This is a genomic window from Nocardioides ureilyticus, assembly GCF_051280745.1.
GTDB lineage: Bacteria > Actinomycetota > Actinomycetes > Propionibacteriales > Nocardioidaceae > Nocardioides.
Window position 1 is genome coordinate 16893 of record NZ_JBNCOG010000023.1, and the last position, 24106, is coordinate 40998.

17 protein-coding genes are annotated in these 24106 nt (G+C 73.6%); 12 read left to right on the forward strand and 5 right to left on the reverse strand.

What is annotated here, in order from left to right:
• From ACSMHG_RS13520 to ACSMHG_RS13545, 6 genes are all read left to right on the forward strand, one after another.
• Positions 1-318: a hypothetical protein gene (locus ACSMHG_RS13520; protein WP_435745905.1), complete on the forward strand. Its 318-nt coding sequence runs from the start codon at positions 1-3 to the stop codon at positions 316-318.
• A 59-nt stretch (positions 319-377) separates the two neighbouring features.
• The gene (locus tag ACSMHG_RS13525; RefSeq protein WP_435745908.1) at positions 378-1784 is read left to right on the forward strand and encodes a hypothetical protein; all 1407 of its coding nucleotides are present in this window, start codon (positions 378-380) and stop codon (positions 1782-1784) included.
• 159 nt (positions 1785-1943) lie between these two features.
• Entirely contained in the window at positions 1944-3665 is a 1722-nt protein-coding gene (locus ACSMHG_RS13530; RefSeq protein WP_435745911.1) for a VanW family protein, read from the forward strand.
• 58 nt (positions 3666-3723) lie between these two features.
• Positions 3724-4161, forward strand: coding sequence for a MarR family winged helix-turn-helix transcriptional regulator (locus tag ACSMHG_RS13535; protein WP_435745914.1), 438 nt, complete (start codon positions 3724-3726; stop codon positions 4159-4161).
• Positions 4158-4652, forward strand: coding sequence for a DUF2306 domain-containing protein (locus ACSMHG_RS13540; RefSeq protein ID WP_435745916.1), 495 nt, complete (start codon positions 4158-4160; stop codon positions 4650-4652). The genes ACSMHG_RS13535 and ACSMHG_RS13540 overlap by 4 nt, the downstream gene beginning before the upstream one ends.
• A 48-nt stretch (positions 4653-4700) precedes the next feature.
• Complete coding sequence (locus ACSMHG_RS13545) at positions 4701-5543, forward strand: esterase/lipase family protein (RefSeq protein ID WP_435745918.1); 843 nt, start codon at positions 4701-4703, stop codon at positions 5541-5543.
• 78 nt (positions 5544-5621) lie between these two features.
• Here the strand turns inward: ACSMHG_RS13545 and ACSMHG_RS13550 are convergent, their stop codons facing one another.
• Entirely contained in the window at positions 5622-6716 is a 1095-nt protein-coding gene (locus ACSMHG_RS13550; RefSeq protein WP_435745921.1) for a GNAT family N-acetyltransferase, read from the reverse strand.
• Positions 6717-6781: 65 nt separating this feature from the next.
• Between ACSMHG_RS13550 and fdxA the strand changes: the two genes are divergently transcribed.
• The 3 genes from fdxA to ACSMHG_RS13565 are packed head-to-tail and all read left to right on the forward strand — an operon-like array spanning position 6782 to position 8921.
• Positions 6782-7108, forward strand: coding sequence for a ferredoxin (fdxA, locus tag ACSMHG_RS13555; protein ID WP_435745924.1), 327 nt, complete (start codon positions 6782-6784; stop codon positions 7106-7108).
• 5 nt (positions 7109-7113) lie between these two features.
• Entirely contained in the window at positions 7114-8253 is a 1140-nt protein-coding gene (gene dapC / locus ACSMHG_RS13560) for a succinyldiaminopimelate transaminase (RefSeq protein WP_435745927.1), read from the forward strand.
• Positions 8250-8921, forward strand: a complete 672-nt coding sequence (locus tag ACSMHG_RS13565; protein WP_435745930.1) for a class E sortase — start codon at positions 8250-8252, stop codon at positions 8919-8921. Before dapC ends, ACSMHG_RS13565 begins: the two co-directional genes overlap by 4 nt.
• 48 nt (positions 8922-8969) lie before the next feature.
• Here the strand turns inward: ACSMHG_RS13565 and ACSMHG_RS13570 are convergent, their stop codons facing one another.
• Complete coding sequence (locus ACSMHG_RS13570; RefSeq protein WP_435745932.1) at positions 8970-10655, reverse strand: sigma-70 family RNA polymerase sigma factor; 1686 nt, start codon at positions 10653-10655, stop codon at positions 8970-8972.
• A gap of 354 nt (positions 10656-11009) precedes the next feature.
• On the opposite strand from ACSMHG_RS13570, the gene ACSMHG_RS13575 reads away from it, so the two are divergent.
• Positions 11010-19475 carry an LPXTG cell wall anchor domain-containing protein gene (locus ACSMHG_RS13575; RefSeq protein WP_435745934.1) on the forward strand — a complete coding sequence of 2822 codons (8466 nt, stop codon included), beginning with the start codon at positions 11010-11012 and terminating at the stop codon, positions 19473-19475.
• Between the two features lie 64 nt (positions 19476-19539).
• Here ACSMHG_RS13575 and ACSMHG_RS13580 read toward each other — a convergent pair whose 3' ends face one another.
• Positions 19540-19713, reverse strand: coding sequence for a DUF5999 family protein (locus ACSMHG_RS13580; RefSeq protein WP_435745936.1), 174 nt, complete (start codon positions 19711-19713; stop codon positions 19540-19542).
• Between the two features lie 370 nt (positions 19714-20083).
• Here ACSMHG_RS13580 and ACSMHG_RS13585 point away from each other — a divergent pair, with 370 nt between their 5' ends.
• Positions 20084-20860 (forward strand): hypothetical protein, encoded by a 777-nt coding sequence (locus ACSMHG_RS13585; RefSeq protein WP_435745939.1) that lies wholly within the window; start codon positions 20084-20086, stop codon positions 20858-20860.
• A 74-nt stretch (positions 20861-20934) separates the two neighbouring features.
• On the opposite strand, the gene ACSMHG_RS13590 is transcribed toward ACSMHG_RS13585, so the two are convergent.
• Both ACSMHG_RS13590 and dapD read right to left on the reverse strand, forming a co-directional pair.
• A complete protein-coding gene (locus tag ACSMHG_RS13590; protein WP_435745941.1) occupies positions 20935-21897 on the reverse strand; it encodes a VldE C-terminal domain-containing protein in 963 nt (320 codons plus the stop codon).
• A 46-nt stretch (positions 21898-21943) separates the two neighbouring features.
• Positions 21944-22906, reverse strand: a complete 963-nt coding sequence (gene dapD / locus ACSMHG_RS13595; protein WP_435745942.1) for a 2,3,4,5-tetrahydropyridine-2,6-dicarboxylate N-succinyltransferase — start codon at positions 22904-22906, stop codon at positions 21944-21946.
• A 137-nt stretch (positions 22907-23043) separates the two neighbouring features.
• Here dapD and ACSMHG_RS13600 point away from each other — a divergent pair, with 137 nt between their 5' ends.
• Positions 23044-23931 (forward strand): DUF559 domain-containing protein, encoded by an 888-nt coding sequence (locus tag ACSMHG_RS13600; protein WP_435745944.1) that lies wholly within the window; start codon positions 23044-23046, stop codon positions 23929-23931.
• The last annotated feature ends 175 nt before the right edge of the window (positions 23932-24106 follow it).

Consider the following 24106-nt stretch of genomic DNA (forward strand, 5'->3'; position numbering starts at 1 on the left):
GTGCGGGCCCTCGCTGCCCTGGGGTGCTTCCTGCTCGGCGCGGCCGTGGCCGTCGCCGCGGTCGCGCTCCACCAGCTGTGGTGGGGCCTCGCGCTGGCCGCCGCCGCGGCGCTCGCCGCGCTCGTGGCCCTGCCTGCAGGATGGTGGCGGGCGCCGTACGCCGCGGGCTTCGTCGGCGTCCTGGCGTGGACTATGCGGGCCCGGCCGGAGGGCGACTACCTGATCTCCGCGGACACCACCGGCTACACCCTGCTGGCGCTCGGGCTCCTCGTACTCCTCGTCGCCCTCGTAACGCTGCCGACCCGCCGGAACCGGTGATACTTTTACCCGGCCTGGTGAGCCGCTCGGGATCACCGCTTCCTGCTGCCGAGGTCCACATGCGCAGAACCCTGATCGGCGCCGCCGGCGCCGTCGTCCTGGCCGTCTCCACGCTCCCCGGCATGGCCTCCGCCGCCACACGCGTGGACGCCGACCAGTTCCAGCAGGCCGGTCTCCGCCTGGTCACCCAGTCGTGCACGGACGCTGCCACCGTGCCGTCGGCGGGTCCGGCGTTCGCCGTCGTCGACTCGCCGAAGCCCCCGCGGGGCGAGCGCGCGATCGGCTGGACGCCCCAGGTGGAGGGCTTCGGAACGGGTCCGGTGGCGCCGCTGCCGAGGCCGACGGCCTCCGCCACCGTCAGCGCCTCGGTCTACTTCCCGGACACCGAAGCCGCGGCCGTGGCCGTCGCCGTCTACAGGGCGCCCAACGACACCGGCACGTGGCGGGGCGTCGCCACCCTGGCACCCGGCAACGACACCGGCTGGCACACGGTCGAGTACACCGACCGGTACTACAGCTGGTACCACTACGCGGCCGACGGCACCTACGACCAGGCTGCGCCGTCCGCGACTCTGGCCGACTTCGCGAACGCTCGGGGCGGCGACGGGCAGGGCGCGTGGCTCGGCGTGCTCTACGGGTGCGACGGCAACCCGTTCGTCCTGGACAGCCTGACGGTCTCGACCGCACGGGGCGCCTCGACCTACGACTTCGGCGGCTACCGCAGCCGCACGACGATCCGTGTGGGTTCGAAGGCGTCGAAGACGGTCCGCATCACCTACGGCGAGCGGGTCAAGCTCGCCACGCGGCTCCAGCGGGTCGCCGACGACTCCGGCTTGCGCGGCCCGGTCAAGATCGACTCGCGCCCGCTGGCACGCAAGAAGTTCACCAAGCTGAAGAACATCCGCACCACCACGGCCGGCCAGCACCGGTTCACCGCGCGACCCGGCAAGTCGATGGCCTACCGCGCCACCTACCGCGGCACGGACCTCGTCGAGGGCAGCCGGTCGACGACGCTCAAGCTCCTCGTCGGCGCGAACGTCTCCGCGAAGCTCGCGAAGCGGACGGTCCGCGCCGACCGGACCTTCACCGTCACCGGCAGGATCTTCCCGCAGCGCGCCCGGACCTACGCCCTCCAGAAGTACGTCGGTGGCAAGTGGCGCACGGTCAAGAAGACCCGCTCGCGCAAGGACGGCCGCTACGCCATCTCGATGAAGGCGCCCCGCCCGGGCAAGAGCTACTGGCGGATCCGCGCTTCCGGAGGCGGCGGCGTCATCGCGGGCAACTCCGTGTGGCTGAAGCTGCGGACCGAGCCCAAGCCCGCTCCGCCGCCGCCGCCCAGCGGCGGTGGAGGGGGCGGCGGCTACACCCCGCCCCCGCCGCCGCCCCCCACGAACCCCACTCCGCCGCCGCCGGCCGAGCCGCCGCCGCCCCCGCCGCCGGGTCCGCTGCGCCCGGCCGTCGGCTGACGGGGGGTTTCGAGACAGGCGCTGCGCGCCTTCCTCAACCAGCGGGGGAGGCGCTGCGCGCCTTCCTCAACCAGCGGGGGAGGCGCTGCGCGCCTTCCTCAACCAGCGGGGACCGGCCGCATCCGCTGACCGTCAGGCTCCGTTCCTAGGATGGGGCGCGTGACTGAGCAGCAGACGGCACCTCCCCGCGACTCCGCCGGTGGACGCGTCGTCCTGATCGTCGTGCTCGCCCTGCTGGTCCTGGTCGGTGGCGCCTGGGTGGCGGCGTACGCCTTCTCCGGCGACCGGATCCCCCGGGGCACCACGGTCTCCGGCGTCGAGATCGGCGGCAAGACGTCCGACCAGGCCGTCCGCGCGCTCCGGGAGGGCCTGGCCGACCGCGACGCGGACCCGATCGTGCTCACGGCCGACGGCGAGGCGTGGGACTTCACGCCGGCGGAGCTGGGCCTCGCCATCGACCACGAGGAGTCGGTCGCCCGCGCGGGCGGTGAGCGCAGCTGGGACCCGCGCCGGCTCTGGGACCACTACACCGACGGCCACGAGCTCGACGCGGTCGTCACCGTCGACGAGGCCGCGGTCGCCGACGCGCTGGAGCAGGTCGAGGCCGAGGCCGGCACGCCGGCCCGCGACGGCGACGTCCGGTTCCGCCAGGGGCGGATCAAGACCATCGAGCCGCGCGTCGGCGAGGGCGTGGACGGCGAGGCCGCCCGGGAGGCCGTCGAGGCGGCGTACCTCTCGGAGGACCGGACGGTCGAGCTGCCGCTCGAGGAGCTCCAGCCGGAGATCGACGAGGCCGACGTGCAGGAGGCGCTCGACGAGTTCGCCAACCCCGCCGTCTCCGGGCCGGTCACCCTGGTCTTCGACGAGACGCCCGTCGAGCTGACGCCGGCCGAGTTCTCGCCGGTGCTGCGGATGCGCGCGGAGGACGGGGAGCTCGTGCCGGACCTCAAGCAGGACGCGCTCGCCGAGCTGGTCGGCGACGCCGTCGGTGACGACGGTGCCCCGGTCGACGCCACGGTCCGCCTGGTCGGCGGGAAGCCCGAGGTGGTGCCGGCGAAGCCCGGCGTCTCCTACGACCCCGAGCAGGTCCGCGACACCTTCCTCGACCTGGTCACCCGCACCGACGGCGAGCGGCGGCTCGAGGTGGAGGCGACCGTCGCACGCCCGGAGTTCACGACCAAGGAGGCGCGGGACCTGGGGATCGTCGAGCAGGTCTCGACGTTCACGACGTACTACCCCCACGCGGAGTACCGCAACGTCAACATCGGTCGCGCCGCGGAGATCATCGACGGCACCGTGCTGAAGCCGGGGGAGACCTTCTCGCTCAACGACACCGTCGGCGAGCGCACACGGGAGAACGGCTTCACCGAGGGCTTCGTCATCAGCGACGGCATCCTCAAGGAGGACCTCGGCGGGGGCGTCTCGCAGATGGCCACGACGCTCTTCAACGCGATGTTCTTCGCCGGGCTCGAGGACGTCGAGCACAAGCCGCACTCCTTCTACATCGACCGCTACCCGGTCGGTCGGGAGGCCACCGTCGCGTGGGGCGCCATCGACCTCCGCTTCCGCAACGACACCGACTACGGCGTGCTCATCGACACCAACGTCACGCCCAGCACCCCCTCCTCGCCCGGCGTGGTGACCGCGACCTTCTACTCCACCAAGGTGTGGGACATCGAGAGCACCACCTCCGACCGGTACGCCTACACGGAGCCGGAGACCCGCACCCTGCGCACCGAGGACTGCTACGCCTACGAGGGCTCGCCGGGCTTCCAGGTCGACGTGACTCGGATCTTCCGCCGCGCCGGCCAGCAGGAGGTGGAGCGGCGGGAGAAGTTCCACACCGTCTACACGCCCTCCGACGGCGTCGTGTGCCGGTGACCGGACGGAGTACTCGAAGGATCTTGCGCTTCTAAGTTAGAACCCTCATGCTGGTGGCGTGGCCGACTCCCTCACCTTCGACCTCCACCTGCTCACGGCGCGGCTGGACCGCGCTGCCGACCGGATCCTCCGCGCCGAGCACGACCTCCCCTACCGCCGCTTCCTCGCCCTCCTGCTGGTCGGCGAGGGGGCGCCCACGCAGCGGGTGCTGGCCGAGCGCCTCGGCATCACCGAGCCGTCGACCAGCCGGATGGTGGGCATCCTCGCCGAGGCGGGCCTGCTCGAGGTCAGCGCCGACCCCGGCGGCGGCAACCGACGCCGGTTGGCGCTCACCCCAGCAGGCCGCCAGAGCGTCGACGCCTGCCGCGAGCTGCTGGAGGAACGCTTCGCCGCCCTGGTCGCCCTCACCGGCGTGCCGTACGCCGACTACGCCGGGCACACCCGGCGCCTGCTCGCAGCCCTGGACGACTCCGAGCAGGCGGAGGGCCAGCCGTGACCGCATCGACGCTCCTCCTCGTGGTCCACGCGGCGACCGCGATGGTCTGCCTCGGGCTCGGTGGCTACGTGCTGCTGCGGCGCCGGAAGGGGGATGCTGCCCACCGTGCGGCCGGGTGGTGCTGGGTGGCGGGCATGGCCTTCGTCGCGGCGAGCTCCTTCGGCCTCCGAGACCTCCGTGACGGTCGGCTCAGCCTCTTGCACGTCCTCTCCGTGGTCACGCTCGTGAGCCTCCTGCTCGGGGTCCGCGCTGCCCGGCGTCACGACGTACCGGCCCACCGCGGGTGCATGTACGGCAGCTACCTGGGGCTGGTCGGTGCCTTCGCGGGCGCCGTCGCGGTCCCGGACCGGGCGATCCCCACCTTCGTCGTGACGGAGCCGCTGGGGGCGCTCGCCGCGGTGGCGGCCACCGCGGCCACCACGGTGGTCCTCATCGTCCTGGCTCACGCGGTCAGCCGGCGACGTCCGCGGCAGCCGCGGCTGGCCGTCTGAGGGGGTGCGGGCCCGGTAACCGCGGCCCGACCGCGTCGTTGGTCCACCATGCGTCGTCGTCTCGTGGTGGCCCTCGCCGGGCTGGCCCTCTCCCTCGTCGCGGCACTGCTGCTGCCCGCGCCGTCCAGCGCCTCGCCGATCCCGCTGCCGGGCGGCCCCGGCGACCCGATCGGCGCCAACGACTGGAGCTGCGAGCCGACGAAGCGGCGCCCCACCCCGGTGATCCTGGTCCACGGCACCATCGGCGACCGCCGCAGCCTGCTCGACCCGCTGTCCGCGGCGGTGAAGGGCGCCGGGTTCTGCGTCTACTCCCTCGACTACGGCAACCGCGCCACCGGTGACATCCCGACCTCCGCGCGTCAGCTGAAGCGGTTCACCAAGCGCGTGCTGCGCGCGACCGGCGCGCGGAAGGTGTCGATGGTCGGCCACTCGCAGGGCGGGATGATGCCGCGGTACCTCATCAAGTTCCTCGGCGGCGCCCGGCTCGTCGACGACCTGGTCGGTCTCGCGCCCTCGAACCACGGCACCGTCCTCTCCGGCGGCACCGCCCTGGCGCTGCTGACCAACCCCCTCCTCGAGACGCTCTGTGTCTCGTGCACCCAGCAGGGCTACGGCTCGGCGTTCCTGCGCCGGCTCAACCGCGGTGACGAGACACCCGGCCGGGTGAGCTACACCCAGGTGGTCACCCGGCTCGACGAGGTGGTCGTGCCCTACCTCTCCGGCTACCTCGAGCCCGGGCCACGCACCACGAACACCACCATCCAGGACAGCTGCCCGGTCGACCTCTCCGAGCACCTGCTCATCCCGATGAGCCCGACCGCCATCGCCTGGACCCTCGAAGCGCTCACCCGCAAGGGACCGGCGCGGAAGGGGTTCCAGCCGTCGTGCTGAGCCGTGCCGCCGGACCTCTCACGGGGGCAGCACTGCTGCTGCCGGCCGGTGCCACGGCCGTCGCCTGCTGAGTCGCGATCAGTCGGTGCTGGGGGCGAGGTAGCGGTAGCGGTGGTGCTCGGAGAAGCCGAGCCGCTCGTAGAGGCCCAGGGCGGCGGTGTTGTCGCCCAGCACCTGGAGGTACGCCGTGGTCGCGCCCTGCTCGGCGCCCCACTCCAGCAGCGCCGCCATCACGCGCAGGGCCAGCCCTTCCCGCCGGTAGGCCGGGTCGACGTGGATGCCGCGGAAGCCCACCCAGTCGCGGTCGTACGCCGCCACGCCGGTCGCCCGGCCCTCGAGGTCGGCCCGCACCACGCCGGGAGCCTCCTCCACCAGCACGACGCCGTCGGTGTCGCGGGTGTTGAGGCCCCGGAGCCTCCGGCGCACCGCCGCGACCCCGGCGACCTGGAAGACGGTGTCGGCGTCCCCGCTCTCCGGGCCCCAGCCGCGGTCGCGGAACAGCCGCTCCTCGTCGCTGTCCGGCAGCACCGCAGCGATCGGCCGGCCGGGACCCCCGGTGGTCGAGTCGGGACCTCCGGTGGTCGAGTCGGGGCCTCCGGTGGTCGAGTCGGGGCCTCCGGTGGTCGAGTCGGGCCCTCCGGTGGTCGAGCCTGTCGAGACCACCCCCGCGCCGGCGTAGAACTCGACCACGCGCTCGTACGCGTCCGGCACGCCCGCCGGGCCGAAGGCGAGGACCGAGTTGGCCCGCCGCGCGGTCGACGTGGCGGAGCGGCGCAACAGCCAGCGACCGACCTGCGCGGTCTCGAGATCGGGCCACAGCGCGAGCGCGCGGGTCTGGGCCTCGAGCGGCTCGACCCTCAGCCGGTGGCTGGGCCGCGGCGGCACCGGCTTGCCGGAGACGATGTCGCCCAGCGCGATCCGCACCGGCTCGGCCGCGGGGTCGTCGGGCTGCAGCAGGCAGGTGCCGCCCCCGGCACCGTCGCCGGGCGTCCAGGACAGGCAGGTGCCGAGCGAGTCGGTGAAGGCGGGGCCGCCACTCGGGCCGACCTCGCCGCGCAGGAGTCGTCGTACGACCACGCGCTGGCCGACGACGTGCGGACCGAGCCGGTGCCGCCCCGGCTCGAGCTCCCCGGCGGTCCCGCCCACATCGTGGGGTTCTGACGGCACGACCACGTCCGGATACTAGGCTGGGCCAGGAACATGCTCTCGTGCTCCACCCCCGTGCTCAGGAGGATCCGGTGACCTACGTCATCTCGCAGCCGTGTGTCGATGTCAAGGACCGCGCCTGCGTCGACGAATGCCCCGTCGACTGCATCTACGAGGGCAAGCGGATGCTCTACATCCACCCCGACGAGTGCGTCGACTGCGGTGCGTGCGAGCCGGTCTGCCCGGTCGAGGCGATCTTCTACGAGGACGACACGCCGGAGCAGTGGAAGGAGTACTACACCGCGAACGTCGGCTTCTTCGACGACCTCGGCTCGCCGGGCGGTGCCGCGAAGATGGGCGAGATCGACAAGGACCACCCGTTCATCGCCGCGCTCCCGCCGCAGAACCAGGACCACTGATCTCGGTGGTTGAGGAGGCGCGCCAGCGCCGTCTCGAAACCGTCTCCTCGCGGCTGCCCGACTTCCCCTGGGACTCGCTGGTCCGGTACGCCGAGCAGGCACGTTCGCACCCCGACGGGGTCGTCGACCTCTCGATCGGCACCCCCGTCGACCCGACCCCGGACGTCGTCCAGCAGGCGCTCCGAGACGCGGCCGACTCGCCGGGGTACCCGCTCACGATCGGCCGCGCCGAGACCCGCCAGGCCTGCCTGGACTGGATGGCCCGGCGCCTCGGGGTGACCGGGCTCGGCCTGGACCAGGTCCTGCCCGTGATCGGCTCCAAGGAGCTGATCGGTGCGATGGCGCTCCACCTCGGCATCGGGGCCGGCGACCTCGTCGGCTATCCGGCGCTCGCGTACCCGACGTACGAGGTCGGCGCCGCCCTCGCCGGGGCCCGGGCGGTCGCCACCGACTCGCTCACCGCGTTCGACCCCGAGGTGCCGAAGCTGCTCTGGCTCAACTCGCCGTCGAACCCCAGCGGCCGGGTGCTGCCGGTCGAGCACCTGCGCAAGGTGGTCGAGTGGTGCCGGGAGCGCGGCACGATCCTGGTCTCCGACGAGTGCTACGTCGAGTGCGCCTGGGACACCGAGCCGGTCTCCGTGCTTCACCCGGACGTCTGCGGCGGCTCCGCCGAGGGCATCCTCACCGTCCACTCGCTCTCCAAGCGGTCCAACCTCGCGGGCTACCGCTGCGCCTTCGTCGCGGGCGACCGGTCGCTGATCGGCGAGCTGCTCGCGGTCCGCAAGAACCTCGGCCTGATCATGCCCGGCCCGCAGCAGCGCGCCATGGCTGCCGCGCTCGACGACGACGACCACGCCGAGGAGCAGCACGCCCGGTACGCCGCGCGACGGCGGGTGCTGCGCGACGCCCTGGAGGGTGCGGGTTTCCGCATCGACCACTCCGAGGCGTCGCTCTACCTGTGGGCGCAGCGCCAGACCCCGGGCGGGCCCGAGGACTGCTGGGAGACCGTCGCGTTCCTCGCCGAGCGCGGCATCCTGGTCGCCCCTGGCTCGTTCTACGGCGCTGCCGGCGCGCAGCACGTGCGGGTGGCGTTCACCGCCACCGACGAGCGGATCGCCGCCGCGGCCGCCCGGCTCTCGGCGTGACCCGGTCGCCGCGGTCGTCGACGCCTCGTCGTTGGCGGCTGTGGACCGGCCTGGTCCTCGTGGCCGCGGGAGCGACGCTGCTCGGGTACGTCGGGTGGCAGCTGTACGGCACCACCTGGGTCTCCGAGCGCAAGCACACCGAGGCGATCCGTGAGCTCGAGCGCGGCTGGAGAGCCGGGCAGGAGCGGGTCGAGGTGGACGAGGGCACTGCGTCGGCGATCCTGCGCATCCCGCGCTTCGGGCGCGACCACGCCGTACCCGTCTTGGCGGGCACCTCCGACGACGTGCTGGCCGCCGGCGTCGGCCACTTCACCGGCTCCGCCGCCCCGGGTGAGCGTGGCAACGTCGCGCTCGCGGGTCACCGGATCACCCACGGCGAGCCGTTCAGCAAGATGCCGGACCTCCGGCCCGGTGACGAGGTCCTTCTCGAGACCGCCGACATGGTCTACACCTACCGGCTCGACACCGGCGGCGACGACCTCGTCGTGCCCTTCACCGAGACGTGGGTCGTCGACCCGCGGCCGGTGAACCCCGATCCCGGCGAGCCGCAGCCGGCCCGGTCGCCGCGCCTGATCACGCTGACCACGTGCGCCGAGCTGTTCCACACCGACGACCGGCTCGTCGCCTTCGGACACCTGGTCTCGGCCGAGCCGCGCGCCTCGGCCTGAGCCGGAGCCTTCGCGAGGCCGGCGACACCCCCACCCGATGGGAATGGCTCAGCCGCCGAGCGCGACCCGGTTGTCGGCCGGGTGCGGGTCCCGGTTCCGCTCGGCACCGATCGTCGCCTCCGCCACCACCGGACCGTCCACGACGACGTCGATGCCGAGCTCGCCGGTCGCCGCACCCACCCGGCACACGATCTCGTCGGGAGCCGCGCCGCCCGCGCAGCCGACGGCCAGGTACCGGCTCTCGTCGTGCACCGAGAAGGAGCGGAGGCCGGGCACCCGCACCACGAGCACCGCACCTGGCACGCCGGAGCGGACGTGGAGCTGCAGGTGGCGGTGAGCGCCGAAGTCGCTGTAGTGGCCGTAGACGACCAGGTCGTCGTCGGTCCAGCCGGGCGGCAGCGGCGGCTCGGCCGGGGGCGCGGGCGGGCTCTTCGGCGGGTTCTTCGGCGGGTTCTTCGGCGGTGCAGCATCCACGGGCGGCTGCGCCGGAGGCTCGGGCTGGTCGGACGGCGGCGCCACGGCCGGTGGAGGGACGGTCGGCGGATCGACGGCCGGTACGGCGGACGGGACCGGGAGCGGCGCCGGCAGCGGGGCCGACGGGGCGTCGGCCGGTGTCGACGGACGAGGCTGCGCAGGGCGTGCCGACGGCTGAGGGGACGGCTCGGTCGAGGGCTCGCCGGATGGCGGGGCCGACGGCTCGACCTCCGCCACCTCCGTGGGCGCCACCAGCACCTGCTGGTCGTCGCGGACGTCGGTGTCGAACAGACCCGACCGCGCTGCGGCCAACGAGCCGACCGTGACCAGCGCGGCCACCGCCGCTGCGATGCCGACCGTGGCGGCGCGGCCGGCCCGAGAGCGCAGGAGGCGGGTGGCGCCACCCTCCTCAGGACTGCCCGACTCGGCGGGAACAACTCCCGACTCGGCGGGAACAACCCCCGACTCGACGTACGCGTCGAGGACACCCGCACCGAGGAGCGCCGGGGCCAGCACCGCGCCGAGGCGCTCGTTGAGGGCGAGCACCTCGCGGTGCCCGCGCGCACACGCCTCGCACGTCTCGAGGTGGCGCTCGGCGGCCTGCCGCTGACGACGCCCCAGCTTCCCGCGGATGAGCGCCGGCAGCTGTTCGCGGGTCGCCCGGCACTCCGGGTCCCTGGCGGCGCCGAGGTGGGCCGCCAGGTAGCCGCGGCGGAGCCCCTCGCGAGCGCGGAAGGCGGTCGCGGCCACGGCGTTCGGCGAGATGCCGAGCAGTCGCCCGACCGTCGCGTGGTCCTCGCCCTCGACCGCGGTGTGCCACAGCACGGTCTGCCAGCGCTCGGGCAGTGACCGGTACGCCGTGGCGAGGAGCTGTGACTCGATCATCTCCTCCGGCGTCGTCCCTGCGTGCGGCCGGTCGAGCTGGTCGTGGTCGTCGACCCAGACGATCCGGCGCTCGCCGCGGACCCGGTCGACATAGGCGTTGCGGATGGCGCTGAAGAGGTAGGGCCGCAGGGCGCCGGCCGGCCCGCGCCCCTTCCGGAGGGCGGCGAACACCTTCGTGAACGCCTCCGCCACGACGTCCTCGGCGGTCGTCTCGTCGGTCATCGTCCGGGCGAAGCGCCAGGCTGCGGCCCGGTGCCGGTCGTAGAGCTCCGCGATCGCCGAGGGAGCACCGGCCCGGGCGCTCGACAGGAGCTCGGCGTCGCTCGCCGCTGCCTCCGGCCCGAGCGCATCGCCGGCGCTGGTCTGGTCGTCCACGGCACCAGGATGCCTCAGATCCGCGACGTTCCGCCAAGAATGAGAGTGTCGTTCAACGTCCGTCTCAGAAAGTCGGAGATGAGGCGTAAGGGGTGGTCCACCCCGTGCGTCCCCTCCTTGGGGGCTGCCCCTGCGCCGCCGGTCAACCACCGCCCGGCGCAGGGGCAGAGCGACATGTCGAGCACGCCGACCCGGCGGGCCCGCATCCCAGGACCGGCGAACGACGCCGGGCAGGACCAGGAAGAGGAAGCAGTGCGCGCAGCAGATCGTCGGGACGTCCACCCCGGTCCGTGGGGGAGCGGCCGACGCTTGACACCCACGTTCCCCCGAGCGCGCACGAGGCCTCGCGGCCGGTTGCAGGCCCTCCTCGCCCTCCTGATCGGCCTCGCCGTCCTGGTCGTCGTGCCGGTCGCGCCGGCGTACGCCGCGGAGAGCATGGTCGTGACGAAGACGGCCGATGACGACGTGCTCGTCGGCGGCGGCGGCGAGGTCCGGATCGAGGCGCGCAACAACGGCGACGTGCCGCTCTACAACCTCTCCTTCCGCGACCAGCTGCCCGCCGGCGTGACCTACGTCCCTGGCTCCACGCGCCCGGCTTCCCTCGGTGAGCCGCGGACCGTGACCGGCGGTGGTCGCCAGACCGTGATCTGGGAGAACGTCAGCGACCTGCCGCTCAACGCGGTCCAGGAGCTGACCTTCGAGGTGACGACCGATCCGGCCGTCCTCCCGGTGGGCTCCACCTTCGCCAACGAGGCGTCGGCGTACGCCAACGCCGAGGCCCGGACCGTGCCGGACTTCAACCCGGACGGCACCTACCAGAAGGATGCCTCGGTCCAGGGCTCGTCGGCCGCTGCCGCGACCACCGTCTCCGCGATCGAGGTCGAGAAGCTCGAGCCGAGCCCGGAGCACGAGCTGCTCCGGGGCATCCACCGACACGCCACCACCTACACCCTGCGGGTCACCAACAACAGCGCGCACGCGGACGACGACGTGGTGCTCGTCGACCACCTGCCGGCGCAGCTGGAGTTCCTGGGCTGCGGCACCGTCGACCACAGCAGCAGCGTCGAGTACGACGGTGCGCCCCGGCTCGACGTCTCCACGCCCGACATTGCGGCCTGCCGGGCGCCCGTCTCCGTGGACACCGTGACGGACCCGGCCGGCGTCCCCGCCGGGGTCTACACCCGCGTGGAGTGGAACCTGGGGAACCTGGCACCCGGTGACGTCGTGGAGGTCACCTACGCCGCCGGGATCCCGCAGCGCGCCAACGCCGACGCCTTCCCCGGCACCGAGCCGACCCCGGCGTCCCTCGAGCAGGCCGCGAACCTCGACAACAACACCGGCGCCCCCACCCGCGAGACCACCACCGAGCAGGGGCTGACCAACCGCGCCCGGGTGAGCGCGGACTACACCGGCCCGGTGGCAGCGGGCACGTCGACGCGGGTGAGCGACACCGACGAGCTGACGGTCACCGCCGAGGACGTCGCCATCCAGAAGTCGGTCTCCCCGGGCACCTTCGACCAGGGCGAGATCGCGACGTACACCCTCGAGCTCCAGGCCGGTGAGTACGCCGACGCCAGCGACGTCGTCATCACCGACGTCATCCCCAACGGGCTCTGCCCGCTCGGTGCAGCGGGCACCAACTACGCGGACGGCACGCCGGCCGAGTGCGCGGGCTCCGCGGGCACGGCGCCGAGCCTGGCGTTCGCGTCGGTCGTCGAGAACGGCGACGGCAGCTTCACCGTGCGCTTCGACCCCGTCGCGCTCGCGGCCAGCGGTGACCTGGCCGTCACCTACCGGGCCCGGATGCGCGAGAACTACCGGGCAGACCTCGCCGACACCGTCCCGACCGTCACCGGGGACGCCTATCTCAACACGGTCGGCCTGACCGCCACGACCACGACCCTGGCCGCTGTCGACGCGCCCGGCGGCGTGAGCACCGCGACCGTCCGCGACGCCTCGGAGGCTTGGATCGAGAGCGACACGGTCGTCCTCGACAAGCGGATCCAGGCCAACACCACCACGCCGTACGAGTGCGCGACCGACCCTGCCTCGTACGCGAACGCCTCGACGCTGACGGACGGCCAGACCACCTTCGCCGAGGGCTCGCGCGTCTGCTTCCTGCTGTCGATCGACTTCCCCGGCGGCAGTGAGACGAAGAACGCGATCCTCACCGACTTCCTGCCCGACGGCCTGGCCCTCGAGACCGTGGAGGCACTGCCCGCCAATGACGTGGCGGCCGTCGCCGACGGCACCGGCCTCCGGTTCGAGCTCGGCACGGTCGACGGCGACAACCGCTTCGTCCAGCCGGGCGGCCGGTTCCGGTACCGCCTCTCCGCGACCATCAAGACCTCCGCGGTCGCCACCGCCCCCGACGTCACCGGCAACCTCGCCAAGCTGCGGTGGACCAACACCGACGGCACGGTGAGCTTCCTGCGCGACCGCGAGGACTTCACCATCGCGCCCCCGCCGCCGGTCGTGGTCGACAAGACCGATGACGACAGCGACAACGTGGTGCGCGCCGGCGACGTCGTGACCTACACGGTCACCCTGCGGAACGCCGGCGACCGCGACGTCGTCGGGCCCGACACCTGGGACCGGCTGCCCGTCGGCGTCGAGTGCGCCGACGTGGTCGGCGGCTCGGTCACCGGCGGCGGGGTCTGCACAGACCCGGGCGACGCGAGCCACCCCACCTTCGCCGGCAACGGCAGCCGCTCCGCCATCCGGTGGGACCTGCCCGACACCGAGCGCATCGCGCCGGGCGCCACCGTCACGTTCAGCTACCGGGTGCGCTTCCCGTCGACCGTGGCCGCGGACCAGCCGTACCGCAACGACGTCGACGTCGCGTCGTACGCCTCCGAGAACAACCTCGGCACGCTGATGACCCACTACCCGGCCCAGAACGTCGACACCACGGTGACCAGCGGCCAGGTGGACGCCCCGCGCGCCCACGACGACCTCACCCTGCGGACGCCCCAGGTGCAGGTCGCCAAGAGCAACGTGACCGCGGTCGACGACGCCGACCAGGGCGCCGACCCCGCTGGGCGGAACTACGTCGCGGTCGGCGAGGGCATCACCTACACCGTCACGGCCACCCTCCCGGCGAACACCACCGTCTACGACGGAGTGGTCCGCGACGCTGCGCCGAGCGGCGTGCGCTTCGACTCGGTGTCCTACGAGTTCAGCCTCGACAACGGCGCGACGTGGGCGGGCACCGCGCCCGCCGGCTGGACGGCGAGCTCGTCGTCGGCGCGCGTGGAGACCGGGGGCATCCACGTCGTCGACGCCACCTCCGACCTGGTGCGGATGACGATCGAGGCCACCGCCATCGGCACGTCGACCGACCCCGCGCACGGCGCCCTGCTCACCAACATCGCGCACGCGAGCAGCAGCAGCGAGGCCGGCACCACCCCCACCGACCGCCGGGCGACCTCCTCGGTCACCGCGGTGCACCCGAACCCCACGCTGACCAAGACGGTCAGCGACGAGAACCCGGTCGCCGGGCAGACGGTCACCTACACGCTGACCGCCAGCAACCCCGCCACGCGGCCGACCCTCTTCGACGCCGCGGTGGTCGACTGCGTCCCTGGTGAGCTCACCGTGGTGCCCGGCTCCCTGCCGGCCGGGGTGACGATCACGACGCCGGCCACGTCCTGCGCCGCCGGGCAGACGCAGCTGGACTGGGCGGTCGGCGACCTGACCGACGACGAGCCGTGGCCCAGCATCGCCTACGACGCCACGGTGAGCCCGCGGGCCGCGGGAGGCGCGTCCTACACCAACACCGCCACGCTGGCCGGCACGTCGATGGACGGTGTGGACGCCGACGAGGCCGAGTACGACGACGGCGCCGACGCGACCGTCACCGTGCCCGGCAGCACGCTGACCAAGTCGGTGACCCCGGACCGCGCCCCCGTCGGCGCCGAGGCGACGTACGACGTGGACGTCGTGCTCCCCGCCGACGTCAACTTCTACGACGCGACCCTGGTCGACGAGCTGCCGGTCGGCATCGACCTCGCTTCCGTCGACCGGACCGGCTTCACGTGCACCTACGTCGGCTCCGCGGACGCCTGCGCCTCGCCCGGCTCGGTCACGGACCTCGCCCCCGTCGGCCGGCTGCACGGCTGGTTCCTCGGTGACGTGGTGGCCGACTCCCGCGAACGGCTGGTGACGATCACCTACACCGCCGACGTCGAGGACGTTCCGACCAGCACGGCCGGCACCCCCCTGACGAACACGGCCCGGCTCCGGTGGAACACGGTGGACGGCGCCGGCACGCCCGCGGTCGACGCGAGCTTCGGGCAGAGCACCTCCCCGGGCGCCGCCACGGTCACGGTGGTCGAGCCGTCGCTGAGCATCGCCAAGTCGGTCAGCGAGGGCAGGCCCGTGCCCGGCGAGACCTTCACCTACACCGTCGAGGTGACCAACGCGTCCGGCGCGATCGCCTCGACCGCCCACGACGTCGACGTCGTCGACACGCTGCCCGAGGGCGTCCAGGCCGTCGGCAGCCCGAGCGCCGGCGGGGTCGTCGGCACGGGCGACCCGGCCACGATCACCTGGTCCGACCTCGGCCCGATCGCGCCCGGCGCCTCGGTCCGGCTGACCTACACCGCGCGGCTCGCCACGCCGGCGCCGACCGCACCGCAGGTCAACACCGCCGACGTCACGGCGTACACCTCGCTCGACGGCGGAGGTCGCACCTACGACGGCCCGAGCGACACGGCCAGCGTCACGGCCGGCCTGCCGGACATCGAGGTCGTCAAGACGACCGCCGACCCCGTGTCGTACGTCGGTGAGCCCACGCGCTGGGAGATCGCCGTCACCAACACCGGGCCGGCGACGGCCTACGACGTCGACGCCGAGGACGTGCTCCCCGAGCACTGGACCTACGACGCCGGCACCGCCCGGGTGTCGGTCGCCGGGGCGCCCGCCACCGCGGTCGAGCCCACGGTCGACGGCGCGACGCGCACCCTCGGCTGGGCCGACCTCGGCGACCTCGCCCAGGGCGAGTCGCTGACGATCGCGTTCACCGCGACACCCGGCGCAGGCGTGGTGCCCGGCACCATCGGCAGCGCGGTCCCGCACGTCAACGGGGCCAGCGCCACCGCCCGTGACCTCGAGGAGGGCGGGTCGGTCGTGACCGACGACGCCGACGACGCGACGACCCGGATCGACCGGGCGGACCTGACGCTCGACAAGGCCGCCGTCGGGACGCCCGTCGCCGGCACCGACCACTCGTGGACGCTCACCGTCGGCAACGACGGGCCGGACACCGCGGTGGGACCGTTCGAGGTCACCGACACGCTGCCCACGCAGGTCACCGGCGCCACCGCGACCGGTGCCGGGTGGTCCTGCTCGCCGGCGGCCGGCACGGTCACCTGCGAGCGCACCGACGCGACCGACACCCTCGCGGCCGGCGCGACGTTCCCGCCGATCACCGTGACCGCGACGGTCCCAGCCGACATCGCGGCCGCCGTCGACCTGGTGAACTCCGCGCGCGTCGAGGCCGCCACCCACGAGGACGACCCCAGCGACAACGAGGACGACGCGACCTCCACGGTCACGGTCCGGTCGGACATGGGCATCGCCAAGGACCTGGTCGGCGAGCTCGTGCCGGGCGGCCAGGCGACGTACACCCTCGCCGTCCGCAACGACGGGCCGTCGCAGGCCCGCGGCGCCGTCGTCGTGACCGACACCCTGCCCACGGGGCTGACCTACGCGTCGCACACGGGCGCGGGCTGGACCCTCGACCGGACCGGGCAGGACCTGGCCTTCACCTGGTCCGGCGCCACCCCGGTGCCGCTGGGCGCGATGCCGGTCATCACCGTGCGCGTCGACGTGGCCAGCGACCTGACGGCCGCGGTCACGAACACCGGGTCCGTGACGGAGCCCACCGACCCGACGACGGGCCCGGAGGCGCCCGACTCCGACCCGGCCAGCGCCGCGCCGGTGCCCAGCGCGGACCTCGGGGTCACCAAGTCCAGCGTCGGAGCGTTCCGCGCCGGGACCCAGGGTGAGTACTCCTTCGAGGTCGTCAACAACGGCCCGTCGGACGCCGCCGGGCCGATCACGGTGACCGACACGCTGCCGGACGAGCTGACCTACGACTCGGCCGCGTCGACCGACGGGTGGACCTGCTCGGCCACCGGGCAGGACGTCACCTGCTCGCTGGCCGGAGGCTTGGCGAACGGCGGCACCAGCTCCTTCACGCTCACCGTCGACATCGCGGAGACGCTCGCCACCGACGTCGTCAACACCGCGACGGTCGACGGCCCGACCGCCGACCCCCACGCGCCGAACAACACCGACAAGGACGACACCGGCATCGACGTCGAGGCCGACCTCGGCATCGTCAAGACGTTGGTGACGACCCCGGTGGTCGCCGGTGAACGGGTGACCTACGAGCTCGCCGTGACCAACCACGGGCCGGCGACCTCGCCCGCCGCCATCGTCGTCTCCGACACGCTGCCGACCGGGCTGACGTTCGTCAGCGCCGCCGGGACCGGCTGGACGTGTGGCGCGACCGGCCAGGTCGTGACCTGCGAGCGTGGCGCACCGCTGGCGTCGGGCGACGCCGCCGACGTGATCACGCTCGTGGCGGCGGTCGGCTCGGGCGTCGGGGCGACCACGCTCACCAACGTCGCCAGCGTCGACGGGCCGGCCACCGACCCGGTGCCGGCCAACGACTCCGACGACGCCTCGACCGTGGTCACCGAGGACACGGAGGTCTCGGTGACGAAGACCGCCCTCGGCCCGGACCCGGTGGTCGCGGGGACGACCACGAGCTTCTCGGTCGTCGTCAGCAACAGTGGGCCGTCCGACGCGCGCTCCGTCACGGTCACCGACGTGCTCCCCGCCGGCATGAGCCTGGTCTCCGTGGCGGGTGACGGCTGGACCTGTGCCGCCGGCACCTGCTCGCGGGACCGGGTCGCCGCAGGCGGCTCCGCGCCCGCCCTCACCGTGGTCGCCCGGGTCGCCTCGGGCACCGCGTCCGGGTCCACGCTCACCAACCGGGTCACGGTCGCCACGACCACCCCGGGCGACACCCCGGCCGGCAACACCGATGACGCATCGGTGGGGGTCTCGGTCGCGGCCGACCTCGCGCTGGTCAAGTCGCACCCCACGGGCAGCGCCGTGGCCGGGTCGACCACGACGTACGGCATCGCGGTCCGCAACCTCGGGCCGTCCGACGCCGGTGGTCCGATCACGGTGGTCGACACGCTGCCGGCCGGCCTGAGCTACCTCTCGGCCAACGCTCCGTGGACCTGCGCGCCCACGGCCGGTCGGCAGGTCTCCTGCGTCGTCGCGACGGGGCTGACCGCCGGGGCCGACGCCCCGCCGTTGACCCTGCAGGTCGTGGTGTCCGCGGCCGCGGCCACCGGCACGGTCGTCAACTCGGCCGGCGTCTCGAGCCCCAGCCTTGACCCCGTGCCCGCGAACGACCAGGACACCGCCGACGTGGCCGTCCAGCAGCTCGCGGACGTCTCGATCGTGAAGTCGCACGTCGGCACCGCCCGGGTCGGCGCGACGCTCGAGTTCCAGCTCCGGGTGGCCAACGCCGGTCCCTCGGAGGCCCGCCAGGTCGTCGTCACCGACCGGTTGCCGGAGGGACTCGACCTGGTGTCGGCCACCGGCCCGGGGTGGACCTGCCAGGTCGCAGGTGACCGGATCAGCTGCACGCTCGGCGCCGCGCTGGCCCCGGGCGCGGCGGCGCCGGTCATCACCGTGGTCGCCGGCGTCACGCCGATGGCCTACCCGTCGGTGCTCAACACCGCGGACGTCCGTACGGGGACGCCCGAGGTCGACCTGGCCGACAACGAGGACAGCGACCGGGTCGACGTGCCCGCCCTCGTGGACCTCGTCGTGGACAAGTCCCACCGGGGTCGGCTCGCGGTCGGGAAGCAGGGCGTCTACGAGATCGTGGTGACCAACCGCGGCCCGACCGCCGCGCCCGGGCCGGTCACGGTCACCGACACGCTCCCGGCGGGCCTCGCGCACGTGTCGTCCACCGGTGAGGGCTGGGCGTGCTCCCTGCAGGCCGCGGCCGTCGGGTGTGCCCTGGCGGACGGCCTCGACGTCGGGGAGTCCTCGACGGTGCGGATCGTCGTGGACGTGCTGCCTGCGGCGTACCCGCAGGTCGTGAACACCGCGGTGGTCACCAGTCCGTCCGAGGAGGTCGGCGGCGGTGTGGACAACGGCACCGACACCGACAGCGGTGACGTGGTGCCGGACGTGCGGCTGGCGCTCGAGAAGTCCGTCGTCTCGGCCACGGCCGGCCGCATCGTCTACCGCCTCGCCGTCACGAACGCCGGCGCGAACGCCACCGTCGCGCCGGTCCGGCTCCGCGACGAGCTGCCGGACGGCCTGCGCCTGGAGTCGGTCCGTGGCGACGGATGGTCGTGCACCACGTCCAGCGGCCGTGCGGCCTGCGTCCATGCCGGGCAGATCGGACCGGGGGAGACCTCGGTGGTCCGGCTGGTCAGCCGGGTCGTCGCCGCGCCGGGCACGTCGATCGCGAACACCGCGACCGTCGTCGGGGGCGGTGCCACGAGCGGCGGTGCAGCGGCCGGCGACCGTGCCGACACCGTCACCGTCACCGTTCCGACGGCCGACGGGGACTCTGACTCCGGGTCCGACTCCGACGGGCCCGGCGACGGGCCGGACGGGTCCGGAGCGTTGCCGGGCGGCGCCCAGGACGACGGCCAGGACGACGGCGTGCTCGGCGTCCTGCCCGACACCGGCGGGCCCTCCCTGTGGCTGACCTTCGCCGGGCTCCTGCTCACGCTCCTCGGCGTGGCACTGGTCGTGCGGCACCGGCGGGCCTGACCGGCTGCGTGCCTCCTCGCCCTCACGGGCGGGCCTGACCGGCCGTCCCGGCTGCCGGGTGCGCTCAGCCGGCGAGCAGGTGGGCGCGCCCGTCAGGGGTGAGGTAGTGGCCGTCGTCGAAGAGGACGATGCCGTTGCAGAGACGGCACCAGCCCTGCTCGCTGTGGTCGGCCGTCACGTGGGCCGAGCAGCAGTTCGCGTCCGTGGTCTGGGGGCAAGCGGGCGAGTGGTCGCACATCGTCGGGTCACCTCGGGCAGGTCATGGTCAGGTGTGTGGGTGGCCGTCGGAGGACCCCACGGAGGGACCATCGGCCGCCGGGCGGCAGTTCTTCGCAGAACCAGCGTCAAAACGGCGCCGCTCGGGGTGTCGCTCCAGCCGGCGGCAGGCTCTTTACCGTTCTGGGGTGTGTTCCAGGCCACAGTGGTTTACCTTGGCAGCGGCCATTCGGGCAGCACCGCGACGAGGAGGGACGCGATGGGCGCCCCGGAACCGGCATGACGAGCCACGCCGTCGTGCCTGGACCACCCCTCGTCGGCGGCCCGACGGCCGACCGACACCTTCCACCGTCGCGCGATGACCGCGCGGCCCCCACTTTCCAGGAGAAGCGATGATCCGAACCCTCCTCCGGCCGGTGGCGGTGGCCGTCGTGGCCGCCGCCCTCGTGCTGGGGTTCACCAGCGGCGCCGGTGCCACGAGCAGGACCGTCTCCACGACCGCCGCAACGGCAGCCGCCGCCGATTGCTCCGCCGAGAGGTCGGAGCTCGCCAGGGCCACCAAGAAGGTCAACCAGAAGAAGGCGCAGCGCAAGGCCGCGGCGCAGCGTCTCCGCAGGGCGGAGGCGTCCGGCGACCAGCAGCAGGTCAGGCAGGCCAAGGCCAAGAAGCAGCAGCGCGCCAGGCAGCTGAAGCGGGCCAAGCAGCGCCGGGCACGTGCTCAGCAGGAGCTGCGCGAGTGCCGCGGCGGCGGCACGCCTGCCGGACCGACGCAGCCCCCGGCCCCCGCCAACCCGTTCCAGGCGTTGTGTGACGCGGGGCTTCCGCAGCAGGTCTGTGACGCCTTGGGCATGCTGCCGATCCCGGCCCCGGGCGAGGGTGGCGGCGGTGCTGACAACCCGTTCCAGGCGCTGTGCGACGCCGGGCTCCCGCAGCCGCTCTGCGACGCTCTCGGCATGCTGCCGATCCCGGCCCCCGGTGAGGGCGGTGGAGGCGAGAGCCCGATCCAGGCGCTGTGCGACGCCGGGCTGCCGCAGCAGATCTGCGACGCGCTCGGCATGCTGCCGATCCCGCCCGGCGGAGGGAGTAGCGGGAACCCGCTCGCGCCGCTCTGCGACGCGCTCCCCATCCCGCTGCCGCTCTGCGACCTGCCGCTCAGGGCGGCCGCCTGACCGACGCCGGCTCCACCAGATGGCACAGCGCCACCGTCCGCACGTCGCGGGCGGTGGCGCTGTCAGTGGAAGGGTCAGTCGAAGACGTCGACGTGGACGTGGTCGCGGTGCTCGAGGATCTTCCGGTCACCCGAGCGGGAGGGCGGGTCGTAGTCGCGCCAGCCCTCGCCGGAGCGCCAGCCGTTCTGCCAGATCCGGTCGTCGAAGATGACGGTCTGGACGTCCAGGCGGTCGGCCATCGCGACCAGGTAGTGCGCCACCGCCCAGCCGCGCGTCTTGTTGGCCGGGCTGATCGGCCGGAAGAAGACATCGACCGCCCGGCCCTCGTAGTGGGTGGATCCCTCCATGTGCCCCTCACGGACGCCGCCCGGCGCGAAGCCGCCCAGCGACTGCTCGCCGAAGACCGCCTCGACCTCGCGGCGCACCGCCTCCGCCCGGCGTACCAGCCCGGACTCGGTCAGCCGGTCCGGCGCCTCGTCGGCGTCGCCGTCGAGCTCGCAGGTGAACGCCGCTCGCGAGTTCCCGGTCAGCGCCGAGGCCAGCACCCGGGCGTCGGCCTCGTGGTCGGCGTAGGCGCCGGGGAAGGCCGAGCGCTGCACCGCCTGCGCCGCCTCGGTCACCTCCATCGACTCGTAGCCCTCGACCTCGGCCAGCTCGTCGTAGAACTTCCGGGCGGCGTAGGCGGGGTCGAGCACCTGCTCGGCGGTGCCCCAGCCCTGGGAGGGCCGCTGCTGGAACAGGCCGAGGGAGTCGCGGTCGCCGTAGTCGATGTTGTAGAGCTCCGACTCCTGGTACGCCGTGGCGAGCGCGATCGTCGCGGCGCGGGCGGGCATGCCGCGCCCGACCGCGATGCCGGTGATGAGGGCAGCGTTCTCCGCCTGCTCGACATCCAGCTCGACGGTGCGTCCGTCGACCTCCGCCACGCATCCGTCGTCACCGAGGAACGGTGCGGCGTCGCGCAGCACGTTCCAGCCCAGGACCGCGGTCGCCCCGAGCGCGAGCACGCCGAGCAGCGCGACGACCGACCCCCACCTCATGCAGCCAGTCTCCGGACCGGACGAAATACGTCCGTCGTGCGACCGCTCAGTTGGCGTGCAGGGCGGCGTTGAGCTCGACGCCCTCGCTCCTCCACGGCACGGCCTCGACCGCGCCGGTGACCGAGTTGCGGCGGAAGAGCACGTTGCTGGTGCCGGAGAGCTCGAGCGCCTTGACGACCTTCGGCTCGCCGTCCACGTCGACGGTCACCTTGGTGCCGGCGGTGACGTAGCACCCGGCCTCCACGACGCAGTCGTCGCCGAGGGAGATGCCCAGGCCCGCGTTGGCGCCGAGCAGGCAGCGCCGGCCGATCGAGATGACCTGCTTGCCGCCACCGGAGAGCGTGCCCATGATCGAGGCGCCGCCGCCGACGTCGGAGCCGTCCCCGACGAGCACGCCCGCCGAGATCCGGCCCTCGACCATGGAGGCGCCGAGCGTGCCTGCGTTGTAGTTGACGAAGCCCTCGTGCATCACGGTGGTGCCCTCGGCCAGGTGCGCACCGAGCCGGACGCGGTCCGCGTCGGCGATCCGCACGCCGCTGGGCACGACGTAGTCGACGAGCCGGGGGAACTTGTCCACGCCGAAGACGGTGACGTGCTGGCCGGCGGCCCGCAGACGGGTGCGGGCCAGCTCGAAGCCCTCGACCGCGCACGGCCCGGCCGAGGTCCACACGACGTTCGTGAGCAGCCCGAAGACGCCGTCCATCGAGATGGTGTGCGGCACGGCGAGGCGGCTGCTCAACAGGTGCAAGCGGAGCCACACGTCCTCGGTGGACGTCGGCGCGGCCTGCAGGTCGGCGATCTCGACGGTGCGCACCTCGCGAGTCACCCCGCGGACCTCGTCGCGCCCCTCCAGCGCGCGCAGCTCCGCCGGCACCTCGGCGCCGTCGCGGTCACCGAGCGCCGGGGCAGGGAACCACACGTCCAGCACCGTGCCGCCGTCGGTCACGGTGGCGAGGCCGTGGCCCCAGGCGGTCGTCGGGCGGTCGAGGTCCTGCGAAGCGTCGGTCACGGGGCAGCAGTCTAGGGAAGGCGTCATACGCCATCGCCCGCCGGTTCCGAGGACCAGCGTCAGGGTGCGCGTGCCACCGGCGGGCCGCCTGTGGAGAGCCGGGTGCGCGGACGCCGGCGCTCCGCCACGGTGGCGGGGTGGTGGAGTCGGTGGGGGAGGTCCTCGAGCGCCTGGGTGGCACGGCCACCCGTCGCGAGCTGGTCGCGGCGACCTCGCGCAGCGCCGTCGACCGGGCCACCACCTCCGGTGACCTGCTGCGCCTGGCCCGCGGCCGCTGGGCGCTGCCCGCGGTCGACGACGCGCTGAAGGCGGCCCACGCGCTCAGCGGCACGGTCTCCCACTCCAGCGCTGCTCTGCTGCACGGGTGGGCGGTGAAGGCGGTGCCGACCAAGCCGCACGTGACGGTGCCGCGCAACCGCAAGCTCGTCGATCCCGCCACGGACCTGTCGATCCACCGGGCAGACCTGCTCCCGGCCGACCGGGAGGGCCTTCTCACGTCGCCGGCGCGCACGCTGCTCGACTGCCTGCGCACCCTGCCCTTCGACGAGGCGCTCGCCGTGGCCGACTCGGCCCTCCGCGACGGCTTCGGCTCCGCGAACCTCACCTCGGTGACCGATGGCGCCCGCGGACCGGGCTCCGCTCGAGCCCGCCGGGTCGCGGGCTTCGCCGATGCTCGAGCGGCCAACCCGTTCGAGTCGGTGCTCCGCGCGATCGCGCTCGACGTGCCGGGACTCGACGTCGAGGCGCAGGTGGAGATCTGGGAGCCGGAGTTCCTGGGGCGGGTGGACCTCGCCGACCGGCGGCTGCGGATCGGGCTCGAGGCGGACTCCTTCGAGTGGCACGGCGGCCGCGACCAGCTGGCCAGCGACTGCCGTCGATACAACGGCTTGGTCGTGCACGGGTGGCTGGTGCTCCGCTTCTCGTGGGAGGACGTCATGTTCCACCCTGGCGAGGTCCGCCGCACCCTCGATGCAGCCGTCGCCGAACGTGCACAACGGACTTGCCGACGCTGCTCCGCCGCCTGAGCCGGCCCCCGCCGGGACCGTTATGTACGTCCGACAGCGAGCGCTACCCTTGCCGCACAGGCGTCTGAGCCGTCATCAGCGGCGAGCCTCCGGAAGAACGGCCCCTCGGGGCTCAGTAGAACCGGACGGGTAGGCCCGTCACAGCCGCGAACGAAGCGGTCGTGCTGCTCAGGAA